Genomic DNA, 19,397 nt, shown 5'->3' with positions numbered 1-19,397 from the left:
AGAGTGGATTTACTGTTTGAGGGCCGTGTACTGCTGAAGGAGTGCCATGAGCCCAACACGGCTGTTGACCTGCGTTTTTCGAAAGATGTTTTCCAGATGCTTTTTAACGGTGCCAGTGCTGATGGAGAGCTCTTCGGCGATGGCTGCGTTGTCCAGACCTGATAACACGCAACGGCATACATCGATCTCGCGTGCCGAGACGTCGTAGTCGTGAGCGAATACGACCTCGGACGAGCTGCGGTCGGCTCGTACACGCCATTTGGACAATCGGTTCGTGAGGTGCGGTTCGATGAGCTCAAGGATCTGAACCTCACGGTCGGTAAAGTCGCCTTCTTCTTTCTTGCGATTGAGGTTGAGTGATCCCAAAAAGCCCTCGTCATTAAAGAAGCTGACGTTGACGACGTGACGGCCGCCGAGATAATCCTTCATATAGCTGCTGTCGATATCGCCAGGGCTGAGCTGGTCGGACTCGCGCAGTACTGTCGAGCGCGTAAGATTGCGGTGGGCGACGATCATGTCCTGCTGCCAGTACTTTTCGGTGTAGAGCTCGAGCATCCCAGCGGGGACATCGATGCCAAGAGGGTCAAGAAAGACGCGCGTTTTCCATTCTTGCGGGGTGGATACGAGATCCCTGGAAAGGTCGCTCAGGAAAAATGCAGCCGACTCGTAGGGGATGAGAAAACGCAGCTTTTTGAGGACGGTCGAGCGAAACTCGCGGTCGCTGTCGATGGAATTAATCGAAAGCACGAGATCGTTTAAGCAGAGCCATTCAGAATCGGACAAAAAGCTCAAGATGACCTCCGATGAGATTGCGTAGTGGTTTAGCTGGCATTTTAGTTAATATGCGTAGAGATACTACTCCTTTTTTCGAATGATGATAAGCCGTTAGCCGAATGGTTTCGGTGAGGGGCCAATCGCAAAATATGAATACCTAAGAGCCAGGGCCCGGTTCTCCAAGCTGTTTGATTATTCCGACTTATTAAAGGAGTCATCATGGAAGAGAAGCTTCCTTCATGGCGTTGGGCGATTGTTTCAGTCGTTTGCTTGCTGTGCTTTATGGCTAACTACATGCAGTACCAGGTCTCAGCACTCGCCGTCGAGGTCATGCCTATGCTCAATATCGATACCGTCGGCTTTTCGATGCTGTTCCTCGTTCCTATGCTTACCGCCGTTTTCTTCTCAATTCCGCTGGGTGCCCTTGGTGACCGTATCGGTTCTAAGAAAGTTGTCACGGTTTGCACCGCAATTTCGGTTGCCGGCGGTTTTCTCCGCTGCTTTACGCTCGATTCGTTCACGATGCAGATGGCATCGATGTTCCTGATTGGCATGGGAATCTCGGCACTCAACGCCAACCTCATCAAGGTGCTCGGCACCTGGTTCCGTGAACAGACTGGTTTCGCCATGGGCTTGTTCTACGCGGCTTCGTGCGTTGCCATCGTTGTCGCTCAGATCTGTGCTGGCTTGTTCGGCAGCGTCTTTAACTCTTATATGGTCGCTGCTGTCGTCATGACCATCTCCTGGGTTCTTTGGATCGTGCTTGACCGAGATGTGCCCGAGGGGCAATCGCTCCCCGAGCCCGAGCCCGTGCTCGACTACCTCAAGGTTGCTATCAAGAGTCCTGGCGTGTGGCTAATCTCCATCGGCGTCGGTTTTGGACTTGCCTCTACCACTGCCTATGCCGGTTTCCTGCCTCAGGCGCTTCAGCTTGGCAAGGGCATAGACGTCGCCACTGCTGGTTTCATGGCCGCAATTGTTACCGTCGGCAGCTTTTTCGGCTGCATCGTTGGGCCTGCGTTCTGCGATAAGCTTGGGAAGTTCAAGGGTTTTCTCATCGTCACTACTCTCATCGGTGCCATATCGATGTTCGTGACGTGGTACACCCCGGTCGGCTTCCTTCTGTGGACGATTTTGGTCATCAATGGCTTCTTTACCGCCATCAACGGCCCGATTATGCAGTCCATGCCTGTTCTCCTTCCCGAGATTGGTGATAAGTATGCTGGTTCCGCTGGCGGTATCGTGGGTACCATCTCCCTGCTCATGAGCTATTTCCTGCCTATCGGTATCTCCGCCATTGCCGGTGCCGATTACACTATGAACATGGGTCTCGAGAGCCTCTGCTTCCTGCTTTCCGTGGTTCCGGTTTTCTTCCTGCCCGAGCTCGGTCGCAAGGCCATGCAGGCCGCCGTCGCTAAGGACAGTGAGTAGCCATGGAGGCGGTAGTCCCTTCCGATATCGTCCTTAAGACGACGGCGCTGTTTACGGCCGAGGAACTTGAGCCTCGCGCTGGGTGCGTTGCAGTTCGCGGCAGCGAGATTGTGGCCGTGGGCTCTCCCGACAAGGTGCAGCCGTTTATCGGTCCCGATACTGAGGTTATTGACGCCGGCAACAAACTGGTCATGCCCGGATTCAACGATTCACACATGCATTTTGCGCTTGGTTCAATCCAGAAGGATGAAGACTTCTGTTGCGATCTGATGTTCCTGCCGAGTGAGCAGGCTTGCGTGGATGCTGTGGCAAAGTTTGCTGCCGAACACCCTGACAATCCGTGGATTTACGGCCAGGGTTGGTATTCGCCTGCATGGGAAAACCCGATTGACCCTGATTGCCGCAGCCTCGATGCACTCGATATCGACCGCCCAATCGTGCTTTCGGATTTTTCGATGCACGTGGTGTGGTGCAATACCGCCGCGCTTAGGGCGGTTGGTATTGATCGCAATACACCGACGCCTGAAGGTGGTCTTATTCGCCACTTTGACAACGGCGAGCCGAATGGCTTTTTATCCGAGCCCCAGGCGACGAACATCTTGCTCGATGTTGTGCTCAATAAGCCGGACCTTGATGCGTCGTTGCTCAAGTCGATGCGCAAGTTCAACAAGCTCGGCATAACTTCGATTGGTGATATGTATCCTTTGGGCGTGACTACGCCCGGCGTGTACGACATCTATGACCGTCTGGCGAGCGAGGACCTGAGTACGCTGCGTATTAGCTACTATTCTGCGCTCGACGCTCCGATGTCAGAGTCGCAGGCCCTGCGTGTGCGTCATCACGGCGAGCGCGTCCGAATGGCAGGCCTCAAGTACATTTTGGACGGCTGTCCCGAGGCGTACACGGCCTACATGCATGAGCCGTATCTTAACGCTCCTACGGGGAAGGACTTTCGCGGCGAACCAGCATGCAACCAGGAGACGCTTGACCGCATGATGCTCGAGGCCAGCAAGAATGGCTTCGATGTTCGTATCCATGCTATCGGCGACGCATCGGCCACGATGATTATCGATGCCGTCGAGCGTGCCGAGGAGGTGTGCGGCAACAAGGGGGCGCGTTTTGCTATCGAGCATACAGATAACCTGAAGCTCGAGGATATTGCTCGCATGAAGCGCCTGGGCATTAATGCTGCGATTCAGCCGCAGCATCCCATCGGAGGCCTTGGGCAGGGCGTGTACGAGGAGTCTCTTGGCGAAGAGCGCATGAGCCACATGTGGCGCTATAGGGAAGAGGCCGATGGCGGAATCCACTTAGGGCTTGGTACTGACTGGCCTGCGGTGATGTCAATCGATCCTATCGATACCGTGTATGCTGCGGTGACGCGTAGCGAGTTTGACGGGCACCCGGCGGAGGGATACTTCCGCGAGAATGCCCTGACGCTCGGCGAGACGCTGCAAGCGCACACGCTCGGCTCAGCATATGTCGAGGGCTTTGAGCGCCGTTTGGGCAGCCTTGCCGCCGGCAAGCTTGCCGATATCGTCATCCTGTCGGGCAATCCGTTTGAAATGAACCCGATGGCGCTTCGCGATCTCGAAGTCGAGACGACGATCTTTAACGGACGCGTCGTCTATCGCAAGGATGAAGCATAGATAGGGTGATGAACGTGAGCAAAGGGACGGTCGAAAAATATGCCCTGCTGTTTGTGGTGTGCGGCATCGTGTTTGCTGCGAACTACGCGCAGTATCAGGTGTCGGGATTGGCACATCTGGTTGTGTCGGACCTGCATCTGACCTCGGCCGAGTTTTCAGCCGTCCTGTTTGCCCCGTTTGTTCCTGCCGTTGTATTCGGCATGCCTGTCGGCGTTTGCGCCGATCGATATGGCGTGAAGGTGCTCGTATTCATCGCATCGGCGATTTCTGCAATTGCAGCGGCTGCTCGCGCGGAGTGCGCATCGTTTGCGACGCTGTTCACGGCGACCATGCTTCTGGGCGCGGCACCATGCGTCGTGAATGCCATCGTTCTAAAAGTGCTTGGTTCCGCTTTTGGCGGAGAAACCGATAGGGCCATGGGATGGTTCTACGCTGCGGGGTCGGGCGGAATCGCCTGCTCGCTTGCAACCTCTCCTCTCTTTGCAACGTCCGGACGAGCATATGCCCTTGCTGCCGTTTTATTTGCCATGTTTGGATTGCTGTGGCTGCTGGTTGCGCCATCGGCAGATGTTCTGCAGGCTGCAGATGGCCTTGGCGTTCAGGGTGCGGAGCCTGCTTCGTCGTCGGCAAGTGCGTTTGCGACGGTAATCAAGATGCCGATGGTTTGGCTCGTGGCGATACTGCTTGGAGTCGCCCTTGCATCGGCTACGGCGTACTCGGGCTATCTTGTTTCAGCGCTTGAGGCTTCAATCGAACCTCAGGTCGCCGGGCTTCTTGCCTCTTTCGTGACGCTTGGGTCGATTGTCGGCAGCGTGGCCGGTCCCTACGCGCGAGCGCAATTTGGCGACTATCGCGTGTTTATGGCCATCGCCGCAATGGCGGGGAGTGCCCTTATGTGGGCCGGAGAGGCTTTTGTCTCTCAGCCTTCTGTCGGGCTCATGTTTGCGATTGGCGTTTCGACTGCCGTCGCCGGTCCGGTCGTTCAGTCGCTACCCTACATGTTGCCCGAGGTGCGCGAGGGGCTTGCAGGAAGCGCCGGTGGCGTGGTGAGCACCGTTTCGCTGGGGCTTACGTTTTTGATTCCCGTGGCCCTCTCCTTCTGCATTGGCGAGAGCTATGAAACGCTTCTATTTGGGTGCGCTGTTTTGTTTGGCGCGACGGCGCTGGCGTCTCCATTCCTGCCGTCTCCCGATTCACTTATGTAACACCTGTTTTCGCCCTTTGGGCCTGGCCGACAAGGGCAAAAGGAGTTGGTCTACTTGACACTAAAAAAGAGTACCGCTGTGACCATTCTCAACGGCATCGTTAATCCTCTATTCATGTGTTCATTTCTGCCGATTGTTGAGGGAAAGCCTGGCTTAGATTTTCAGGGACTTACTGGTTTCTGGGGGCAGCTTATTCTGGCCATCGGTATTGCACAGTTCGTGGGCTTTTTGCCGCTCTTTGGCAAAGCAATTGAGACGTGCGTTGAGCTTTTTGGTTTTGATCGGAACACTCCGGGCGCACGGATTTGCGGAACCGTTGTGGGCGCTACTCTGCTCTTCTGCATTATCGGGCTATTTGAAGTCGCGTTTCAGTCAGGCGTTGGCGTTATCGACGGTGTGCCGTTTTTCTCGCGTTGGGTTCGCCTCGTGGTGGGCGGATGGGCCTTTGTCGTTGTGGGCGGCTTGCTGTTTGATCCCTTTGTCGCGGCCATTGCCGCTAAAGTTACGGGCGAATAGCGCCAAGACCGGTCGCGTGGCGAAAGCCTGATCGACTGGCAGCCAAGGCCGGCCGGGGGATTGGTCGGCCTCATTTTGCCCGTGCTACCATAAACGGACATTCGTTTGATGGGGGCTGCCGTTGTCGCGCGTCTTGCAACATATGGAAATCCCGCTGCTGCTGGCGGTTCCTGCGGTGATGGCTGCAGCGTTGCTGGCAGGTATTGAGCAGGCGGCGCTTGCCATGCTTGTCGTGGTGGCGCTGGTGCTTGCGCTGTTCTTTGCGGGTTACGAGGCGTCGCGCCCGGGCCTGCGCCAGATTATGCCCACGCTGGTGTTGGCGGCGTTGGCCGCGGCGGGGCGCATCTTGTTCGGTCCCATTCCCGACTTTAAACCGGTGAGTGCCATCGCCATTATCGCGGGGGCGACGCTTGGTCGCCGCAATGGTTTTATGGTTGGCGCGTTGGCAGCGCTGACCAGCAATTTCTTTTTTGGGCAGGGCATGTGGACGCCGTGGCAGATGTATGCCTGGGGGCTGGTTGGCTATGTTGGCGGCGCGCTAGCGTATGCGGGTGTGTTCGACCGCGTCGACGGCACCGTGCGCATGCCAGCACTGCTGGCGTACGGCTTTGCGTCGGGCCTGCTCTATGGCGTCGTGATCAACGCGTATGACATCATTGGTTTTGTACAGCCGCTTACTTGGGCGGGTGCCGTGGCGCGTCTTGCCACGGCAGTGCCGTTCGATATTACGCACGGCCTTGCGACCTGCGTGTTTTTGGCCGCCTTGTACAAGCCTTGGTGCCGTCGCATTAACCGTGTCGTCGTGAAATACGGGCTGTAGGGCTGGTTGCGCCGGGGCGGGAATCAATACTGCCGAAGTGCCATTTCAAAACTATGCCGGTTTACGGGGTTAGATTAGCGCGGGCCGACCATACCAGCATTTTTCGAAATAGGGCACACCGTCTACCTGCGGGTTTATTATCTCGGAATTGCGTATGGTTAGGGGTTCGCGATTCAGCCCCGTAAACCGGCATAGTTTTGAAATAGCCGGCTGATACGACGGGCATCGTGGCCCTCGGAGAGCCAAATTGATCCATTTTCTTCCGTCCCCAGATGTCCCCAGGGAATCAGTTGACGGCGCTTGCCACGAAACTGGCCCATCTACTACGTTTAGCTTGATACTCCCGACCATGACCGCGTTTTATGAAAAACCGCAGGCTTTCTACCTGCGGTTTTCTTTTTGCGTTGTTCACTGTGGTTGAGGGTAGTGGCTTAAACGTAGTAGATGGGCCAGTTTCGTGGCAAGCGAGCTGCGTGGATGATCTCGCGAAGTGAAAATGATTCCTTTTCCTCCGTCCCCAGGAGATCAGTTGGGGCTAGAGCTCTAGGGTGAGGGTGACGGGGCAGTGGTCGCTGCCAAAGATGTCGCCGCGGATGCCGGCGTCGCGCACATTGCCGGCGATTGCGTTGCTTACCAGGAAGTAGTCGATGCGCCAGCCTGCGTTGTTCTTGCGGGCATTAAAGCGGTAGCTCCACCAGCTGTAGACGCCCTCGACGTCCGGATTGGCCGCGCGCCAGGTGTCGGTAAAACCGGCGTCGAGCAGCTCGGTAAACTTGCCGCGCTCCTCGTCCGAAAAGCCTGCGTTGCCGCGGTTGGACTTGGGGTTCTTAAGATCGATCTCCTCGTGTGCCACGTTAAAGTCGCCGCAGGTCACCACGGGCTTGCCGGTCTCGCGCTCTAGTGCGCTCAAAAAGCCACGATAGGCATCGTCCCAGGCCATGCGTACATCGATGCGCGCGAGCTCATTTTGGGCGTTGGGCGTATAGACGTCGACAAACCAAAACTTGTCGAACTCGAGCGCGCAGACGCGGCCCTCGGTCGCGGCTTGGGCGACGAGCTCGGCAGCCTCGCCTTCGCCGGCGTAGGGCAGCAGTGCGTTGGCGCGTAGCACGCGCAGCGGTTCCTGGCGGCTAAAGACTGCGGTGCCCGAATAGCCTTTACGCTCGGCGTAGCTCCAGGTTTGGTGATAGCCGGGCAGGTCAATATCGACCTGGCCCTCTTGCAGCTTGGTCTCTTGCAGCGCCAGGATACCGACGTCGAGTTCTTGCGCGATCTGGATAAAGCTCGGGTCCTTTTTGAGCACGGCGCGCAGGCCGTTGACGTTCCACGAGGCGAAAGTGTAAGTCTGAGGCATGGTGTCCTTTCGACGGGGTTGGCAGGCTTAAGATTAGCGCAACAGGGGCGGGGTGGAGTCCGCGAGTGATAGTGCGAACGCCGCCGTCCCGGAGACACGGACGGAGGACATATATGACGCAGGCAATATCGGACCCCAAACAGGCCTCCGCCGCGCTGGCGGAGCTGTTCGGTACCCACAAGCGTGTGGTGTTCTTTGGCGGCGCCGGTGTTTCCACGGCGAGCGGCATCCCCGATTTCCGCAGCGTGGACGGCCTGTATCACCAGCAGTTTGCCTATCCGCCCGAGACCATGCTCTCGCACAGCTTTTACGAGACACATCCGGCGGAGTTCTTCGACTTTTACCGCACCAAGATGATCGCGCTTAACGCTAAGCCCAACCGCTGCCACACCAAGCTGGCCGAGCTGGAGCGCGCCGGCAAGCTTGATGCCGTGGTGACGCAAAACATCGACGGCTTGCATCAGATGGCGGGCTCGCAGCGCGTGTTTGAGTTGCACGGATCGGTCCATCGCAACATTTGCCAGTCGTGCGGAGCGGTCTATAGCGCCGAGTGGATTTGCTCGCGCGAGCACGAGGACGCCGCGGGCGTGCCCGTGTGCCCCGCGTGCGGTGGTCGCATCAAGCCCGATGTGGTGCTCTACGAGGAGCCGCTCGACGAGCATGTGTTGACCGGTGCCGTTGCCGCCATCGCCGCGGCCGATGCCCTCATTGTGGGCGGGACCTCGCTCGTGGTGTATCCGGCGGCAGGCCTTACGCGATACTTTACCGGCGATACGCTGGCCATATGCAACCTTGCTCCCACCGATCAGGATGCAAATGCCGACCTGCTGATTTCTTGCGACATCGCGGCCGCGTTTGCGTTCTAGCCCGCGCGCGCGGATACAATAGAAAGACTGAGTGCAAAGCGACCCCGCCGCCAGCTCCCCAAGCTCGGCGGCGTGGGCATTTTAGGAGGATGTTCATGGCGAACGACAGCAAGACATGGCGGTGCGGAAAGTATGAGCTCAGCTTTGACCGCCCGCGCATCATGGGCGTCCTCAACGTGACGCCCGATTCGTTTAGCGACGGCGGGGAGCACTTCGACCCGGACGCCGCGATCGAGTATGGCCTGACGATGCTCGACGCCGGCGCCGATATCATCGACGTAGGCGGCGAGTCCACGCGCCCCGGCTTTACCCCGGTCAATCCCGACGAGGAAGCGCGCCGCGTGCTGCCCGTGGTGCGCGCGCTGGCCAAGGAGGGCGCCATCGTCTCGATCGACACGCGTCACGTGGCGGTTGCCAAGGCGGCCGTGCGCTGCGGCGCCTCGATCGTCAACGACGTGACCGGCTTCACCGACCCCAAGATGGTCGAGTTTGTTAAGACGAGCACCTGCGGCGTCATTGTGATGCATGCCGGCGAGGTTGCCGCGCCCACCCGCACGCACGCAACGGTGCAGCTCGATACCTCGGCCGCGGCGTTTGTTGCCGAGAAGGCGCGCGAGGCGGCTGCCGAGGCCGCGCGTGAGGCCGAGAAGCCGGCTCGTCGCCGTCGCGGCAAGTTGCTGGGTGAGCCTAAGCCGGAGGCCAAGCTTCCGGGTGGCGTGGTGCAGCCCTCGTTGCCGTTTGGCGAACCTGAGCCCGCGACCGAGCCTGCAAGCGAGCAGGAGACGCCTGCCGCCGAGCAGGCTGCTGCCGCCGAGACCGTCGCGCCCGCGCCCGAGGTCGCATCGGAGCCCAATGACCACCTGGCCGCCATGATGCGCCGCAGCGCCCGCCGCGAGGAAGCCTACGTGCCCACCTCGCAGCTCCGCCGCTTCACCCTGCCCGATTCGGCGCCCATCATGCGCCGCGTCATGGGCTTTCTGTCCGACCAGGCCCGCGCGCTCATCCACGCCGGCGTGTCGCGCGACCGCATCTGCATCGATCCGGGCCCGGGCTTTGGCAAGACGGCCAACGAGGATATCGTCATCCAGCGCGAGACCGCCAAGATGGCGTCGCTGGGCTATCCGCTCATGTGCGCCGTATCGCGCAAGCGCTTTGTGGGCGCCGTCTCGGGCGTGACCGAGGCCGCCGAGCGCGATGCCGCTACGTTTGGCGTGTGCCTGGGCGCCATCCAGGCCGGTGCCAACATCGTGCGCGTGCACGACGCCGCGGGTTTTGCGCAGTTCCTGAACGGCTACTGGGCGGTTGCCAAGCCGCAGCCGCGCCGCGCGTTTGTGGCCGTGGGCTCCAACCTGGGGCATCGCTGTGACAACATCCGCGCCGCACGCGACATGATCGCCGAGATTCCACTCACCTGCGTGTCCAACTCCTCCAAGATCTACGAGAGCGAGCCGGCCTACGAGATGCGCCAGGACGCGTTTGCCAACGCCGTCATCGAGATTAAGACCGAGCTGGCGCCGCTGGTGCTGCTCGACGAGCTCATGAAGATCGAGGCCGAGCTGGGGCGCGACCGCTCCAAAAAGGCCAAGGCCAACGGCCCGCGCACCATCGACCTGGATCTGCTGTGGATGGACGGCGAGACCCACGGGGGCAAAAAGCTGCGCCTGCCGCATCCGCTGATCGGCGAGCGCGACTTTGTGCTGGTGCCGCTCGAGGATCTGATGCACGATCCGGCGCGGTTCTTCCGCTACAACGGCGTCGAGGTCAAGGAGCCCGAGGACCGCGTGGGCCATATCGTGGGCGAATTGGGGCGCATGTAGATGATCGAGATGAATGCTGTTGCCGCCGGCACCGAGCTCGACGCGGCGCGTGACGCGGGCCGCGAGGGCGTGTCCGCGGGCTGGTGCGCGTGGAGCGCGGGCGATGCTTCGCTGACGTTTTCGCTGGTCGTTCGCCCCGACGTGAACATGCACGCCTTTCACGGTCTTCCGTTTGTGGCCGCGATGGGCATGATGGACGCGCTCGTGGGCACGACGTCGACGCCGGGCCTGGGCCTTGCCGGTAAGGTGGGTATCCAGTGGCCGAGTGACATCGTGTGCGGTGCGCCTGCGTTTGAGACGTCACTCGCGCGTGTTGCCGTGAACGGCGGTGCCGGTGCTGCGGGCATGTTTGCCGCGGTGACGGTTGATATTGAGCGTGCGGCGCTGGGTGAGCTTGGTGTGGATATGGCAGATGAGGCGCTGATCGAGGCATTGGCCGCCGCCGTGCTGGTCCGCGTGGACACCTGGGCGGTTGCCGCCAACACACCACAGGGCGCTGCCGGCCCGCTGGCTCCGGTGCTGGGCGAGTACTTTGACATGGTGCCACTGTTGGGTCGTCAGGTCGCGGCGGTGTCGCCCAACGGCTTGCCGCTTGCGGTCGGTGTGTTTGCGGGCCTGGACATCTGGGGCCGCGCGACCATCAAGACCGATGCCGGCGAGCAGGAGTTTCCGCCCGAGGCCGTACGGATTCGCGGACTGTAACGCGAGGCGCCCGCGCTCAAAGATAGCGATGACAACAAGACCCTCCTCGGCTGTGCCGGGGAGGGTCTTGTTGTCTGGGGAATGGGTTGTCAGCACCCTATTCCTCAAAACTGAATAATTTTCGTTTTTGAGGAATAGCGATAGAAGACCGCAGGGAGGCACCAACGAAACTCATCAATAGAACGTCATATATGGACACGTTGACGAGCCTTATTGGCGTACCGGACATCAAGGTCATAACGGGCATTCGCCGTAGCGGTAAGTCAAAACTGCTCGAGGCCCTCCGCGATTACGTGGAGGCAAATCTGTCCAATTCGAATGTCATCCATATCAATTACAACCTCGACGAGTTCGAGGGCCTGCTCGAATATCATGCCCTGCTCGCCTATGTGAAAGAGCATCGAGTGTCCGACAAGCAAAACTTCCTGCTTATCGACGAGGTTCAGATGTGCGACGGCTTTGAACGCGCGATCAACAGCCTCCATGCATCCGAGCAGTACGACATCTTCATCACCGGATCGAACGCCTTTTTGCTGTCGAGCGATCTGTCGACGCTCTTTACGGGGCGCACGTTCGAGATCGAGGTTTTCCCATTCTCGTTTGAGGAGTATCGCCTCTATAGTGACGAGGGCGAGGTCGATCGCGACTTCGATGAGTACGCGAGAACCGGCGGTATGTCCGGCTCTTACCCTTATCCACTGCAGGAGCAGCGCTACCAATATTTCTCCAATGTCTTCAAAACGCTCATCGTGAGGGATATCGTGCAGCGGCATAACGTGAGAAACGAATCGGCACTGCTGCGCATTGCCGATTACATGATGGACAACGTCTCCAACATAACGTCGGCACGCAACATTACAGATATTTTGAATGCGGATGGGCTAAAGATTACGAACAAGACGGTCGGCACGTACATGGGGTACCTGTGCGATGCGTTTGCCTTCTATAAAGTTCGTCGGTACGACATTCGTGGCAAAAAATACCTTAGGAGCGGCGAGAAGTATTACCTGGCAGACCACGCGTTCAAATACGCACTGCTTGGTACACGTGATATGGATTGGGGACGCGTATACGGGAACATGGTGGCCATCGAGCTGCTGCGCCGCGGATACGAGGTATACGTCGGTGTGCTCTATAAAAAGGAAATAGACTTTGTAGCAATCAGGCGAAGCGAGAAGCTCTACATTCAGGTGAGCGACGACATCAGCTCGGATAAGACGTTTGAACGCGAGATTTCGCCACTGCTGAGCATTGGCGATGCGTATCCCAAGATGATTCTTGCCCGCACGCATCACGAGGCCACGGATCGCGATGGGGTGCAGATCGTGGACCTGGCGAGGTGGTTGTGCGGCGAGGCTTAGCAAAAAATCCTATTCCTCAAAACTGAAAAATTTTCGATTTTGAGGAATAGGATTGGCGGCTGGTTGCTGCGACCTGGCGTTTACTCTATCCCAGCTCCTGCATGCGGCGGTAGATTTCGCAGATGCCCTTGATGGTGAGTTGCCCGTCGACTATGTCGAAGGCGTCGGTCGAATCGGCAACGATGCTGGCGAGGCCGCCCGTGGCGATAACGGTGGCGTCCTCGCGCCCCAGCTCGCGCTTCATGCGCGCGACCAGGCCCTCGGCCATGGCGGCGGCGCCCATCACGGCACCGACCTTGATGCACTCTTCGGTGTCGCGACCGATGGCGTGTTCGGGCGCCTCGAGCGGCACGCTGGCGAGCTTGGCGGCACGGGCGGCAAGCGCGTCCATGGAGATGCGGATGCCCGGCGCAATCGCCCCGCCAATGTAATAACCGTCCTCATCGATGACGTCGATATTGGTCGCGGTGCCAAAGTCCACCACGATTGCCGGCGCGCCGTAGAAAGTCTCGGCCGCAACGGCGTTGGCGACGCGGTCGGCACCTACGGCTTGGGGGCGCGCCGCGCGCAGCTTGGTCACGGCAGCCGTCTGCGGCCCGATGACGATGGCATCCGCCGCGATGCGGTCGGCCACGGCGTGCCACTCGCGCGAGAGCTGCGGCACCACGCCCGCAAAGGCGATCGCATCGACCGCATCGAGCGAGAGGCCGTACATCTTAAAGAAACCCATCAGGCGCACGTGGATCTCGTCGGCGGTATAGGAGCGGTCGGTGGGCATGCGCCACGACTGCACCAGCTCGTCTCCGTCAAACAGGCCCATGGCCGTCTGCGTGTTTCCCATATCGATAGCGAGCAGCATGTCTACTCCCGGTGTTGGCATAAAAGGACGCGCACCATTGTATACGTGCCGTCGACGGCGCTCGGCTGCGATTCGTTTACGTTGATAGGGGCTGAGGGGTTTAAATATGAAGGAATTATGCTCTACGAGATTTTCCTTGCCGTTTACCGAACTCCCGCGTAATATTCTTTCTTGCGTCCATGAGGCGCCCAGACATTGCGGGGTGGAGCAGTCTGGTAGCTCGCCGGGCTCATAACCCGGAGGTCGTAGGTTCAAATCCTGCCCCCGCGACCAAGAACTTGCAGCTCGTCGGCCTAGCCGGCGAGCTTTTTTGTTATTCCGGGACCGTGTTTTTCGGTCCAATTCTCAGCCTCTCAAACAAAATCTCGATCTGTAACATCTAGACCCGATTTGGGCGGCTAGGTGTTACAGATTGAGATGTTGAGTCCCCGCCTGGACGGTTTGTCTAAATCTGTAACACGAGGGATGGATTTTGCCGAGTAACTGTTACAGATTGAGATTTTCTGCCGGGACGGTTTTGGTTTGTCTCGATCTGCTCCAATGTGCCCTGCGTCTTTATGGGTCTTGCCACGTCGTTCTTCACGTTTATGCTGCAGCAGCCGATCAACTTTGGCCACCTCTTCGCATTCTGGGCCTTTGGAATCGCGCTCGCGGTTTGCCTGGTTATGTCGGGAACGCTCGTGTGCTCGGCAATCTTTGGAAAAGAGCGCGCTATTCAGGCGCTTACGCCGCTCGATGTGCTCGAGGCACGGCGGAACCATAAATAAGAAAACTCGATTATCAGGGGCGGACGCCGTGAAGCACACCGCCCCCCTCCTGTACGTGTGGCGCCAGGGCCATGCGCTCGAAAGCGTTGCCCAAACGCATGGTTCATCCGCACAAAGCCCATGGTCGCTATGGGCAAACATCGGTGCGCCTGCACATGGCTTTGAGTCTGTTTTCGAGCGAAAGTATGGCTGTCGATACGCATGCAATTCGCATGAAGTCCGGGTTCGTCCAAGAGCCCTATAAAGGAGGATTCGCATGAAACAGTTAGAGACCGACGTCGTTGTCGTTGCCGCGGGTCTGAGTGGCCTTGCCGCAGCGGTCGCTGCAGCCGAGGCAGGCGCTCGCGTCATTGCCCTAGAGAAGGCCCCCATTACCGGTGGCGCCGCCAACATGGGCATGGGGCCTGCCGCCGCTGGCTCTCCGCTTCAGAAGGCTTCGATGATCGAGGTCACGCCTGGCGAGCTCTTCCGTCGCCATATGTTCTACACCCATTACCAGGTCGATGCTCGCCTGGTGCGCGACTACTACTTTAAGTCGGGCGATACCATCGCATGGCTGCAGGATATGGGCGTGGTGTTTAACTCCGTGCGTCCGGCGTTCCGCGCCCGCGAGCGCACGCGCGCCTATTCCGACGGCGAGTACACCTGGCATGTCGTGCAGCCCGAGGATGGCTCGGAGCCCGGTCCTCGCGCGGCGACCACGATGACCAAGCGCATGACCGAGCGTGCCCAGGACCTGGGTGTCGAGTTTATGTTTGAGTGCCCGGGCACCGGCCTTATCAAGGGCGAGGACGGCGCCATCTGCGGCGTGACCGCCAAGGACAAGGACGGCGAGGAGTACCAAATCTCGTGCAAGTCTGCGATTGTCGCTACGGGCGGTTTTGGCCACAACGCTAAGCTAATCAAGGAGAAGCTCGACTTTGAGTGGGGTAAAGACCTGTTCTCGTTTGCCATTCCGGGCATGGACGGCGACGGCATCAACATGTGCCACGAGGTCGGCGGCGGCCACACCCCGGTGACCATGGAGCTCATGTATCAGATCCCCGACAACATGAACCACTTCTATGTCGAGGGCGCATTCCGTCAGCCGTGCTACTGGTGCAACCGCCTGGGCGAGCGCTTTATGCCGGAGGACGAGATCTTCAACACCACCTTTGTCGGCAACGCCATCAACCATCTTCCCGGCAAGGTCGCCTATGCCATCTTTGATTCCCGCATGCTCAAGCACTGGAAGAAGGATGGCCCGGATATCGTCAGCCACGTTCATCCGCACGACCTGTACGACGGCTTTGAGGAGCAGTGGAACCGCGACCTGGAGGCTGGCTACCCGGCGATTTGCCAGGCCGATACGCTGGAGGAGCTTGCCGAGAAGGCGGGTATCGACGTGGAGGGCCTGCTCGCCAACGTCGACGAGTACAACGAGATGTGCGACAACGGCTGGGACGACATCTTTGAGAAAGAGCGCGAGTTTATGAAGCCGCTCGAGAAGGGCCCCTTCTATTGCTGCAAGCAGTACTGTGGCGCCTACGGCACCCTGGGCGGCGTGCTCATTAACCACAAGATGGAGGTCATGACCGACGACTACGAGGTCATCCCTGGCCTGTACTGCGTTGGCACCGATGCCTGCACCATCTATGGCGACTCCTATAACTACTGCATTCCGGGTAACACCATGGGCTTCTGCCTTAACTCGGGTCGCATCGCCGGCGAAAACGCCGCCGCAGCCCTCTTTGAGGACGCGGGCGACGAGGAGTGGTCGTAACACCGCAGCTGTTCGCGCCTGCAGACACCCACGCGTTGGGTGCGGGCGGGGATTTGCCCTACAAGCGAGGCGCTCGGGATCGCTTTGGTCCCGGGCGCCTTTCTGGACAAGAGCGACGTTTTGAGGGGAACGAATGAAGCTAACGATTAATGGAGCCGAGGTCGAGGCACGCGAAGGGCAAAATGTCCTGGAAGCCGCGCTCGATGCCGGTATCTATATTCCGCATCTGTGTAAACATCCCGATCTTGAGGCCGTCGGCGGATGCCGTCTGTGCATGGTCGAGATCGAAGGCCAAGATGAGCCGGTGTGTGCCTGCAAGACGCAGGTTGCCGAGGGAATGGTCGTCAACACGACAGGCGAGCAGGCCGAGCGCGTGCGCAAGCTGGCAATGGAGCTTATCTTGGCCACGCATCCCGCCGATTGCACCGGCTGCCCCAAGTACGGCAAGTGCGAGCTGCAGTCTATGTATCAGTACCTGGGAGTTTCGCCTGCGCGCTGGCGCACCAAGAGCCGTCCGGTCGCCACGGACGAATCGAACCCGCTGATCACCCATATGTTCACCCGCTGCATTCGGTGCGGTCGCTGCGTGCGCGCGTGCCGCGAGCTGCGCGGCGCCGGCGTCTTGGACTACCAGCGCACCGAGGACGGCATTCGCATTGGTACGGACGGCAGCGTGAGTCTGCAAGAGGCCGGATGCCGTTTTTGCGGTGCCTGTATCGAAGTGTGTCCCACGGGCTCGATCGTCGACACGCTCAATATGTTTGACGAGAACAAGTCCTATGCCGATAACGTGGCCCCCTGTCGCTCGGGCTGCCCCGCCCACGTGGATATCCCGCGCTACCTGCGTCACATCCGCAACGGCGAGTACACCCGAGCCGCCGCGGTGGTGCGCGAGAAGGTCCCGTTCCCCGAGAGCCTGGGCGACATTTGCGTCCATAGCTGCCAGGATGCCTGCAAGCGCAACGAGCTCAACGGCACGCCGGTTTCGGTTTGCCGTCTTAAGCGCGCCGCGGCCGTGCGCGATGCGGGCGACTGGAAGGCCAACGTGCGCCATGAGCCGCTGAGCGGCAAGAGCGTCGCCGTTGTGGGTGCCGGTCCCGCCGGCTTGACCGCCGCACTCTATTGCGCCGAGAAGGGCCACAAGGTCGTGGTGTTCGAGGCCAACGAGAAGGTCGGCGGCCAGATGCGCTACGGCATTCCGGCGTATCGCCTGCCCGATGCCACGGTCGATGCCGAGGTTGCGACGATTTTAGAGATTGCCCAGGGTGATGACGCCGAGCCGCGCATTGAGCTGCGCTGTGGCGAGCGAATCGCCGAGCCCCAGGCGCTTTTGGAGCAGGGCTTCGATGCCGTGCTGGTTGCGGTGGGCACGCATGACGGAACGGTGCTTCCCATGCCCGGCCACGACCTCGAAGGCGTGCTGCGTAACACCGATTTTCTGAAGGCCGCCCGTATGGGCAGCGCCCCGGACCTGACGGGCAAGCGCGTCGTGGTGCTTGGCGGCGGCAACGTGGCGTACGACTGCGCCCGCACTGCCGTGCGTCTGGGTGCCGCCTCGGTCGATGTCGCCTGCCTTGAGGCCCAAGACGCGATGACCTCGACGCCCGAGGAGCGTGCCGAGGCCGCCGAGGAAGGCGTGGTCCTGCACGATGCCTATGCCTTTACCAGCATTAACGAGACCGAGGACGGTTCGGGCAAGGTCGGTTCCATGACGATCCGCAAGATCGAGCGGTTCTACTTTGACGAGAACCACCGCGCCGTCACCGAACTGCTCGACGGCGGCGAGAAGACCATCGATGCCGACTGCGTGATCTTTGCCGTGGGTCAAAAGCCCGAGGGCACGGCCCAGATGGGCCTTGAGCTTACGCACGGCCCGTATATCGTGGCCGATACCGAAGGCAAGACGAGCGTTGAAGGCATCTGGTCGGCGGGCGACTGCGTGACGGGTACCAAATCGGTGATCGCGGCAATCGCTGCAGGTCGCACGTGCGCCTCGGCCATCGACCGCGCTTTGGGTGGCGATGGCAACATCGACGAGGAGCTGACCGAGCATGATGCTCCCGAGCAGTGGATTGGCCGCGTCCCCGAGGGCTTCTACGACGATGCCGTGCAGCCCGAGTTTGTCGATGCCCAGACGCGTAAGGATAACTTCGATACGTTTGAGTGCCCCTATACCGACCATGAGGCTACGTGCGAGGCGAGCCGCTGCTTGCAGTGCGATTTGCGCCTAACGATCAGTACGCCGCGCCTGTGGAACGAATACTAGGAAAGGAGCGATAACCCATGACGATCATCAACTTTATGCCTGCGCATAAGCAGGCTCCCGTCGCGCTCTGGCTCCTTAAGAAGGACGTGGCGGCCGCTGCGGAAAAAATTGCAGGGGCCGGTGCCCAGGCGGTTTTGGTACCGGCAGGCGATGAGGTCTCTGCCGCGCTCGCGGATGCGTTGGGCGAGTCCTGCCGCGTGATCGAGTGCGACCCGAGCCTGGGCTTTGTCTATGCCAACGGTTCGGCCGCGGCCAAGATGCTCGACGGCGAAAAGCCTCTCCCATCTTGCTGCGAGGGCGATGGCGCCGACCGCTGCCTGAGCGGATCAGAGTTACTTGCCGCCGAAGGCAAGCGCTGGGTGTGGATTGACGGGGCCGAGGAGCCCGTTGAGGTCGACCGTGTCGTGAGTGCGGAATCCCTGGTTGCCGCGGCGGGCGCCGACGACGCTAAAGCGGTGGGGATTGGCTATCCCAGCGGTCTGCTGCTGAGGCCCGATGACACCTCAAAGATTGAGCTATGCAGCGACTACGTGCGCGTCTACACCGCCAAAAACTGCATGGCAAAGGCGCTTTTGGACATTTGCACGCTCTATCGTCACGAGAGCTGCGGACGCTGTGTCTTTGGCTACGAGGGCTCGCATCAGATTGCAACGATTCTTGCCGATATCTGCCGCAAGAAGGGCAAGCCGGGTGACTTGGCGCTCCTTCGCGACCTTTGCCCCGTGATGCAGGCGCAGTGCCTGTGCGAGCAGGGTCGCGTGCTGGCGCGCACGGTGCAGTCGTTCCTCGACCTGTTCGAGGGCGAGATTATGCAGCACACCACCAAGAAGGTCTGTGCCGCCGGGGAATGCCAGGCATTCTTGACCTTCCATATCCTCGCCTCCAAATGCCAGGCATGCAACAAGTGTGTCGATTCGGACGTTTGCGAGGAGGACGCGATTCTGGGAAGGCCGCGGTTCATCCACGTGATCGACCAAAAGGCTTGCACCCAGTGCGGTGCCTGCCTGGATATCTGCGACAACGGCGCGATCGTCACGGCTGGGGCCGTCAAGCCCAAGTGCCCGCCCAAACCCATTCCCTTTAAGCGCAAATAAGAGCGCCGACCCCTTCCGTTTTGTCCCTTGTAGGCATGCGGGAGGGGCCTTTGTTTATCTGCACGAGGTATTCCGCAAATACCGAGCGGGCCTTGGTTGCCTGGACGGTGCGCATGTTTTACGTCTGCCGTACGCTTTTTGCGAAGTACACACG

The 19,397-nt window shown here is 59.7% G+C and carries 16 protein-coding genes and 1 tRNA gene; 14 read left to right on the top strand and 3 right to left on the bottom strand.

Features of this window, described 5'->3' with window-relative positions:
• Window positions 1-9: 9 nt before the first annotated feature.
• Window positions 10-783, bottom strand: a complete 774-nt coding sequence (locus AQ996_RS04855) for a response regulator transcription factor (protein ID WP_148315854.1) — start codon at window positions 781-783, stop codon at window positions 10-12.
• Between the two features lie 210 nt (window positions 784-993).
• On the opposite strand from AQ996_RS04855, the gene AQ996_RS04850 reads away from it, so the two are divergent.
• The 5 genes from AQ996_RS04850 to AQ996_RS04830 all read left to right on the top strand — a co-directional run bounded on the left by AQ996_RS04850 (window position 994) and on the right by AQ996_RS04830 (window position 6,395).
• Entirely contained in the window at window positions 994-2,205 is a 1,212-nt protein-coding gene (locus tag AQ996_RS04850; RefSeq protein WP_055251535.1) for an MFS transporter, read from the top strand.
• 2 nt (window positions 2,206-2,207) lie between these two features.
• Window positions 2,208-3,854 carry an amidohydrolase gene (locus AQ996_RS04845; protein ID WP_055251534.1) on the top strand — a complete coding sequence of 549 codons (1,647 nt, stop codon included), beginning with the start codon at window positions 2,208-2,210 and terminating at the stop codon, window positions 3,852-3,854.
• Window positions 3,855-3,868: 14 nt separating this feature from the next.
• Complete coding sequence (locus AQ996_RS04840; protein WP_172674615.1) at window positions 3,869-5,059, top strand: MFS transporter; 1,191 nt, start codon at window positions 3,869-3,871, stop codon at window positions 5,057-5,059.
• Window positions 5,060-5,137: 78 nt separating this feature from the next.
• Window positions 5,138-5,575, top strand: coding sequence for a hypothetical protein (locus tag AQ996_RS04835; protein ID WP_055251530.1), 438 nt, complete (start codon window positions 5,138-5,140; stop codon window positions 5,573-5,575).
• A 121-nt stretch (window positions 5,576-5,696) separates the two neighbouring features.
• A complete protein-coding gene (locus AQ996_RS04830; protein WP_253274605.1) occupies window positions 5,697-6,395 on the top strand; it encodes a DUF6580 family putative transport protein in 699 nt (232 codons plus the stop codon).
• A gap of 535 nt (window positions 6,396-6,930) precedes the next feature.
• Here AQ996_RS04830 and AQ996_RS04825 read toward each other — a convergent pair.
• A complete protein-coding gene (locus AQ996_RS04825; RefSeq protein ID WP_055251527.1) occupies window positions 6,931-7,749 on the bottom strand; it encodes an exodeoxyribonuclease III in 819 nt (272 codons plus the stop codon).
• Window positions 7,750-7,862: 113 nt separating this feature from the next.
• Between AQ996_RS04825 and AQ996_RS04820 the strand changes: the two genes are divergently transcribed.
• From AQ996_RS04820 to AQ996_RS04805, 4 genes are all read left to right on the top strand, one after another.
• Window positions 7,863-8,615: an NAD-dependent protein deacylase gene (locus AQ996_RS04820; RefSeq protein WP_055251525.1), complete on the top strand. Its 753-nt coding sequence runs from the start codon at window positions 7,863-7,865 to the stop codon at window positions 8,613-8,615.
• Between the two features lie 95 nt (window positions 8,616-8,710).
• Window positions 8,711-10,432, top strand: a complete 1,722-nt coding sequence (folP, locus tag AQ996_RS04815; protein ID WP_055251523.1) for a dihydropteroate synthase — start codon at window positions 8,711-8,713, stop codon at window positions 10,430-10,432.
• A complete protein-coding gene (locus AQ996_RS04810; RefSeq protein WP_055251520.1) occupies window positions 10,433-11,134 on the top strand; it encodes a hypothetical protein in 702 nt (233 codons plus the stop codon).
• A 191-nt stretch (window positions 11,135-11,325) separates the two neighbouring features.
• Complete coding sequence (locus tag AQ996_RS04805; RefSeq protein WP_055251518.1) at window positions 11,326-12,495, top strand: ATP-binding protein; 1,170 nt, start codon at window positions 11,326-11,328, stop codon at window positions 12,493-12,495.
• Window positions 12,496-12,580: 85 nt separating this feature from the next.
• Here AQ996_RS04805 and AQ996_RS04800 read toward each other — a convergent pair whose 3' ends face one another.
• A complete protein-coding gene (locus AQ996_RS04800) occupies window positions 12,581-13,354 on the bottom strand; it encodes a type III pantothenate kinase (protein ID WP_055251517.1) in 774 nt (257 codons plus the stop codon).
• 196 nt (window positions 13,355-13,550) lie between these two features.
• On the opposite strand from AQ996_RS04800, the gene AQ996_RS04795 reads away from it, so the two are divergent.
• From AQ996_RS04795 to AQ996_RS04775, 5 genes are all read left to right on the top strand, one after another.
• Window positions 13,551-13,627: transfer RNA gene (locus AQ996_RS04795), tRNA-Met, on the top strand.
• Between the two features lie 284 nt (window positions 13,628-13,911).
• On the top strand, window positions 13,912-14,121 hold the full coding sequence (locus tag AQ996_RS04790; protein ID WP_055251515.1) for a hypothetical protein: 210 nt from the start codon (window positions 13,912-13,914) through the stop codon (window positions 14,119-14,121).
• Window positions 14,122-14,377: 256 nt separating this feature from the next.
• Complete coding sequence (locus tag AQ996_RS04785; RefSeq protein ID WP_055251513.1) at window positions 14,378-15,883, top strand: FAD-dependent oxidoreductase; 1,506 nt, start codon at window positions 14,378-14,380, stop codon at window positions 15,881-15,883.
• A gap of 133 nt (window positions 15,884-16,016) precedes the next feature.
• Window positions 16,017-18,149, top strand: coding sequence for an FAD-dependent oxidoreductase (locus AQ996_RS10190; protein ID WP_055251511.1), 2,133 nt, complete (start codon window positions 16,017-16,019; stop codon window positions 18,147-18,149).
• Window positions 18,150-18,166: 17 nt separating this feature from the next.
• The gene (locus AQ996_RS04775; RefSeq protein WP_055251508.1) at window positions 18,167-19,243 is read left to right on the top strand and encodes an NADH-ubiquinone oxidoreductase-F iron-sulfur binding region domain-containing protein; all 1,077 of its coding nucleotides are present in this window, start codon (window positions 18,167-18,169) and stop codon (window positions 19,241-19,243) included.
• Window positions 19,244-19,397 lie beyond the last annotated feature (154 nt).

Origin of the sequence: Collinsella aerofaciens (genome assembly GCF_001404695.1) — a bacterium.
Lineage (GTDB): Bacteria > Actinomycetota > Coriobacteriia > Coriobacteriales > Coriobacteriaceae > Collinsella > Collinsella aerofaciens_E.
Note: the sequence above shows the minus strand (reverse complement) of the source record. Positions and strands in the feature narration are given on the sequence as shown.

Coding starts and splice junctions, on each gene's coding strand:
- AQ996_RS04850 (WP_055251535.1), top strand. CDS start 994: ATGGAAGAGAAGCTTCCTTCATGGCGTTGGGCGATTGTTTCAGTCGTT.
- AQ996_RS04845 (WP_055251534.1), top strand. CDS start 2,208: ATGGAGGCGGTAGTCCCTTCCGATATCGTCCTTAAGACGACGGCGCTG.
- AQ996_RS04825 (WP_055251527.1), bottom strand. CDS start 7,749: ATGCCTCAGACTTACACTTTCGCCTCGTGGAACGTCAACGGCCTGCGC.
- AQ996_RS04820 (WP_055251525.1), top strand. CDS start 7,863: ATGACGCAGGCAATATCGGACCCCAAACAGGCCTCCGCCGCGCTGGCG.
- folP (WP_055251523.1), top strand. CDS start 8,711: ATGGCGAACGACAGCAAGACATGGCGGTGCGGAAAGTATGAGCTCAGC.
- AQ996_RS04810 (WP_055251520.1), top strand. CDS start 10,433: ATGATCGAGATGAATGCTGTTGCCGCCGGCACCGAGCTCGACGCGGCG.
- AQ996_RS04805 (WP_055251518.1), top strand. CDS start 11,326: ATGGACACGTTGACGAGCCTTATTGGCGTACCGGACATCAAGGTCATA.
- AQ996_RS04800 (WP_055251517.1), bottom strand. CDS start 13,354: ATGCTGCTCGCTATCGATATGGGAAACACGCAGACGGCCATGGGCCTG.
- AQ996_RS04790 (WP_055251515.1), top strand. CDS start 13,912: ATGGGTCTTGCCACGTCGTTCTTCACGTTTATGCTGCAGCAGCCGATC.
- AQ996_RS04785 (WP_055251513.1), top strand. CDS start 14,378: ATGAAACAGTTAGAGACCGACGTCGTTGTCGTTGCCGCGGGTCTGAGT.
- AQ996_RS10190 (WP_055251511.1), top strand. CDS start 16,017: ATGAAGCTAACGATTAATGGAGCCGAGGTCGAGGCACGCGAAGGGCAA.
- AQ996_RS04775 (WP_055251508.1), top strand. CDS start 18,167: ATGACGATCATCAACTTTATGCCTGCGCATAAGCAGGCTCCCGTCGCG.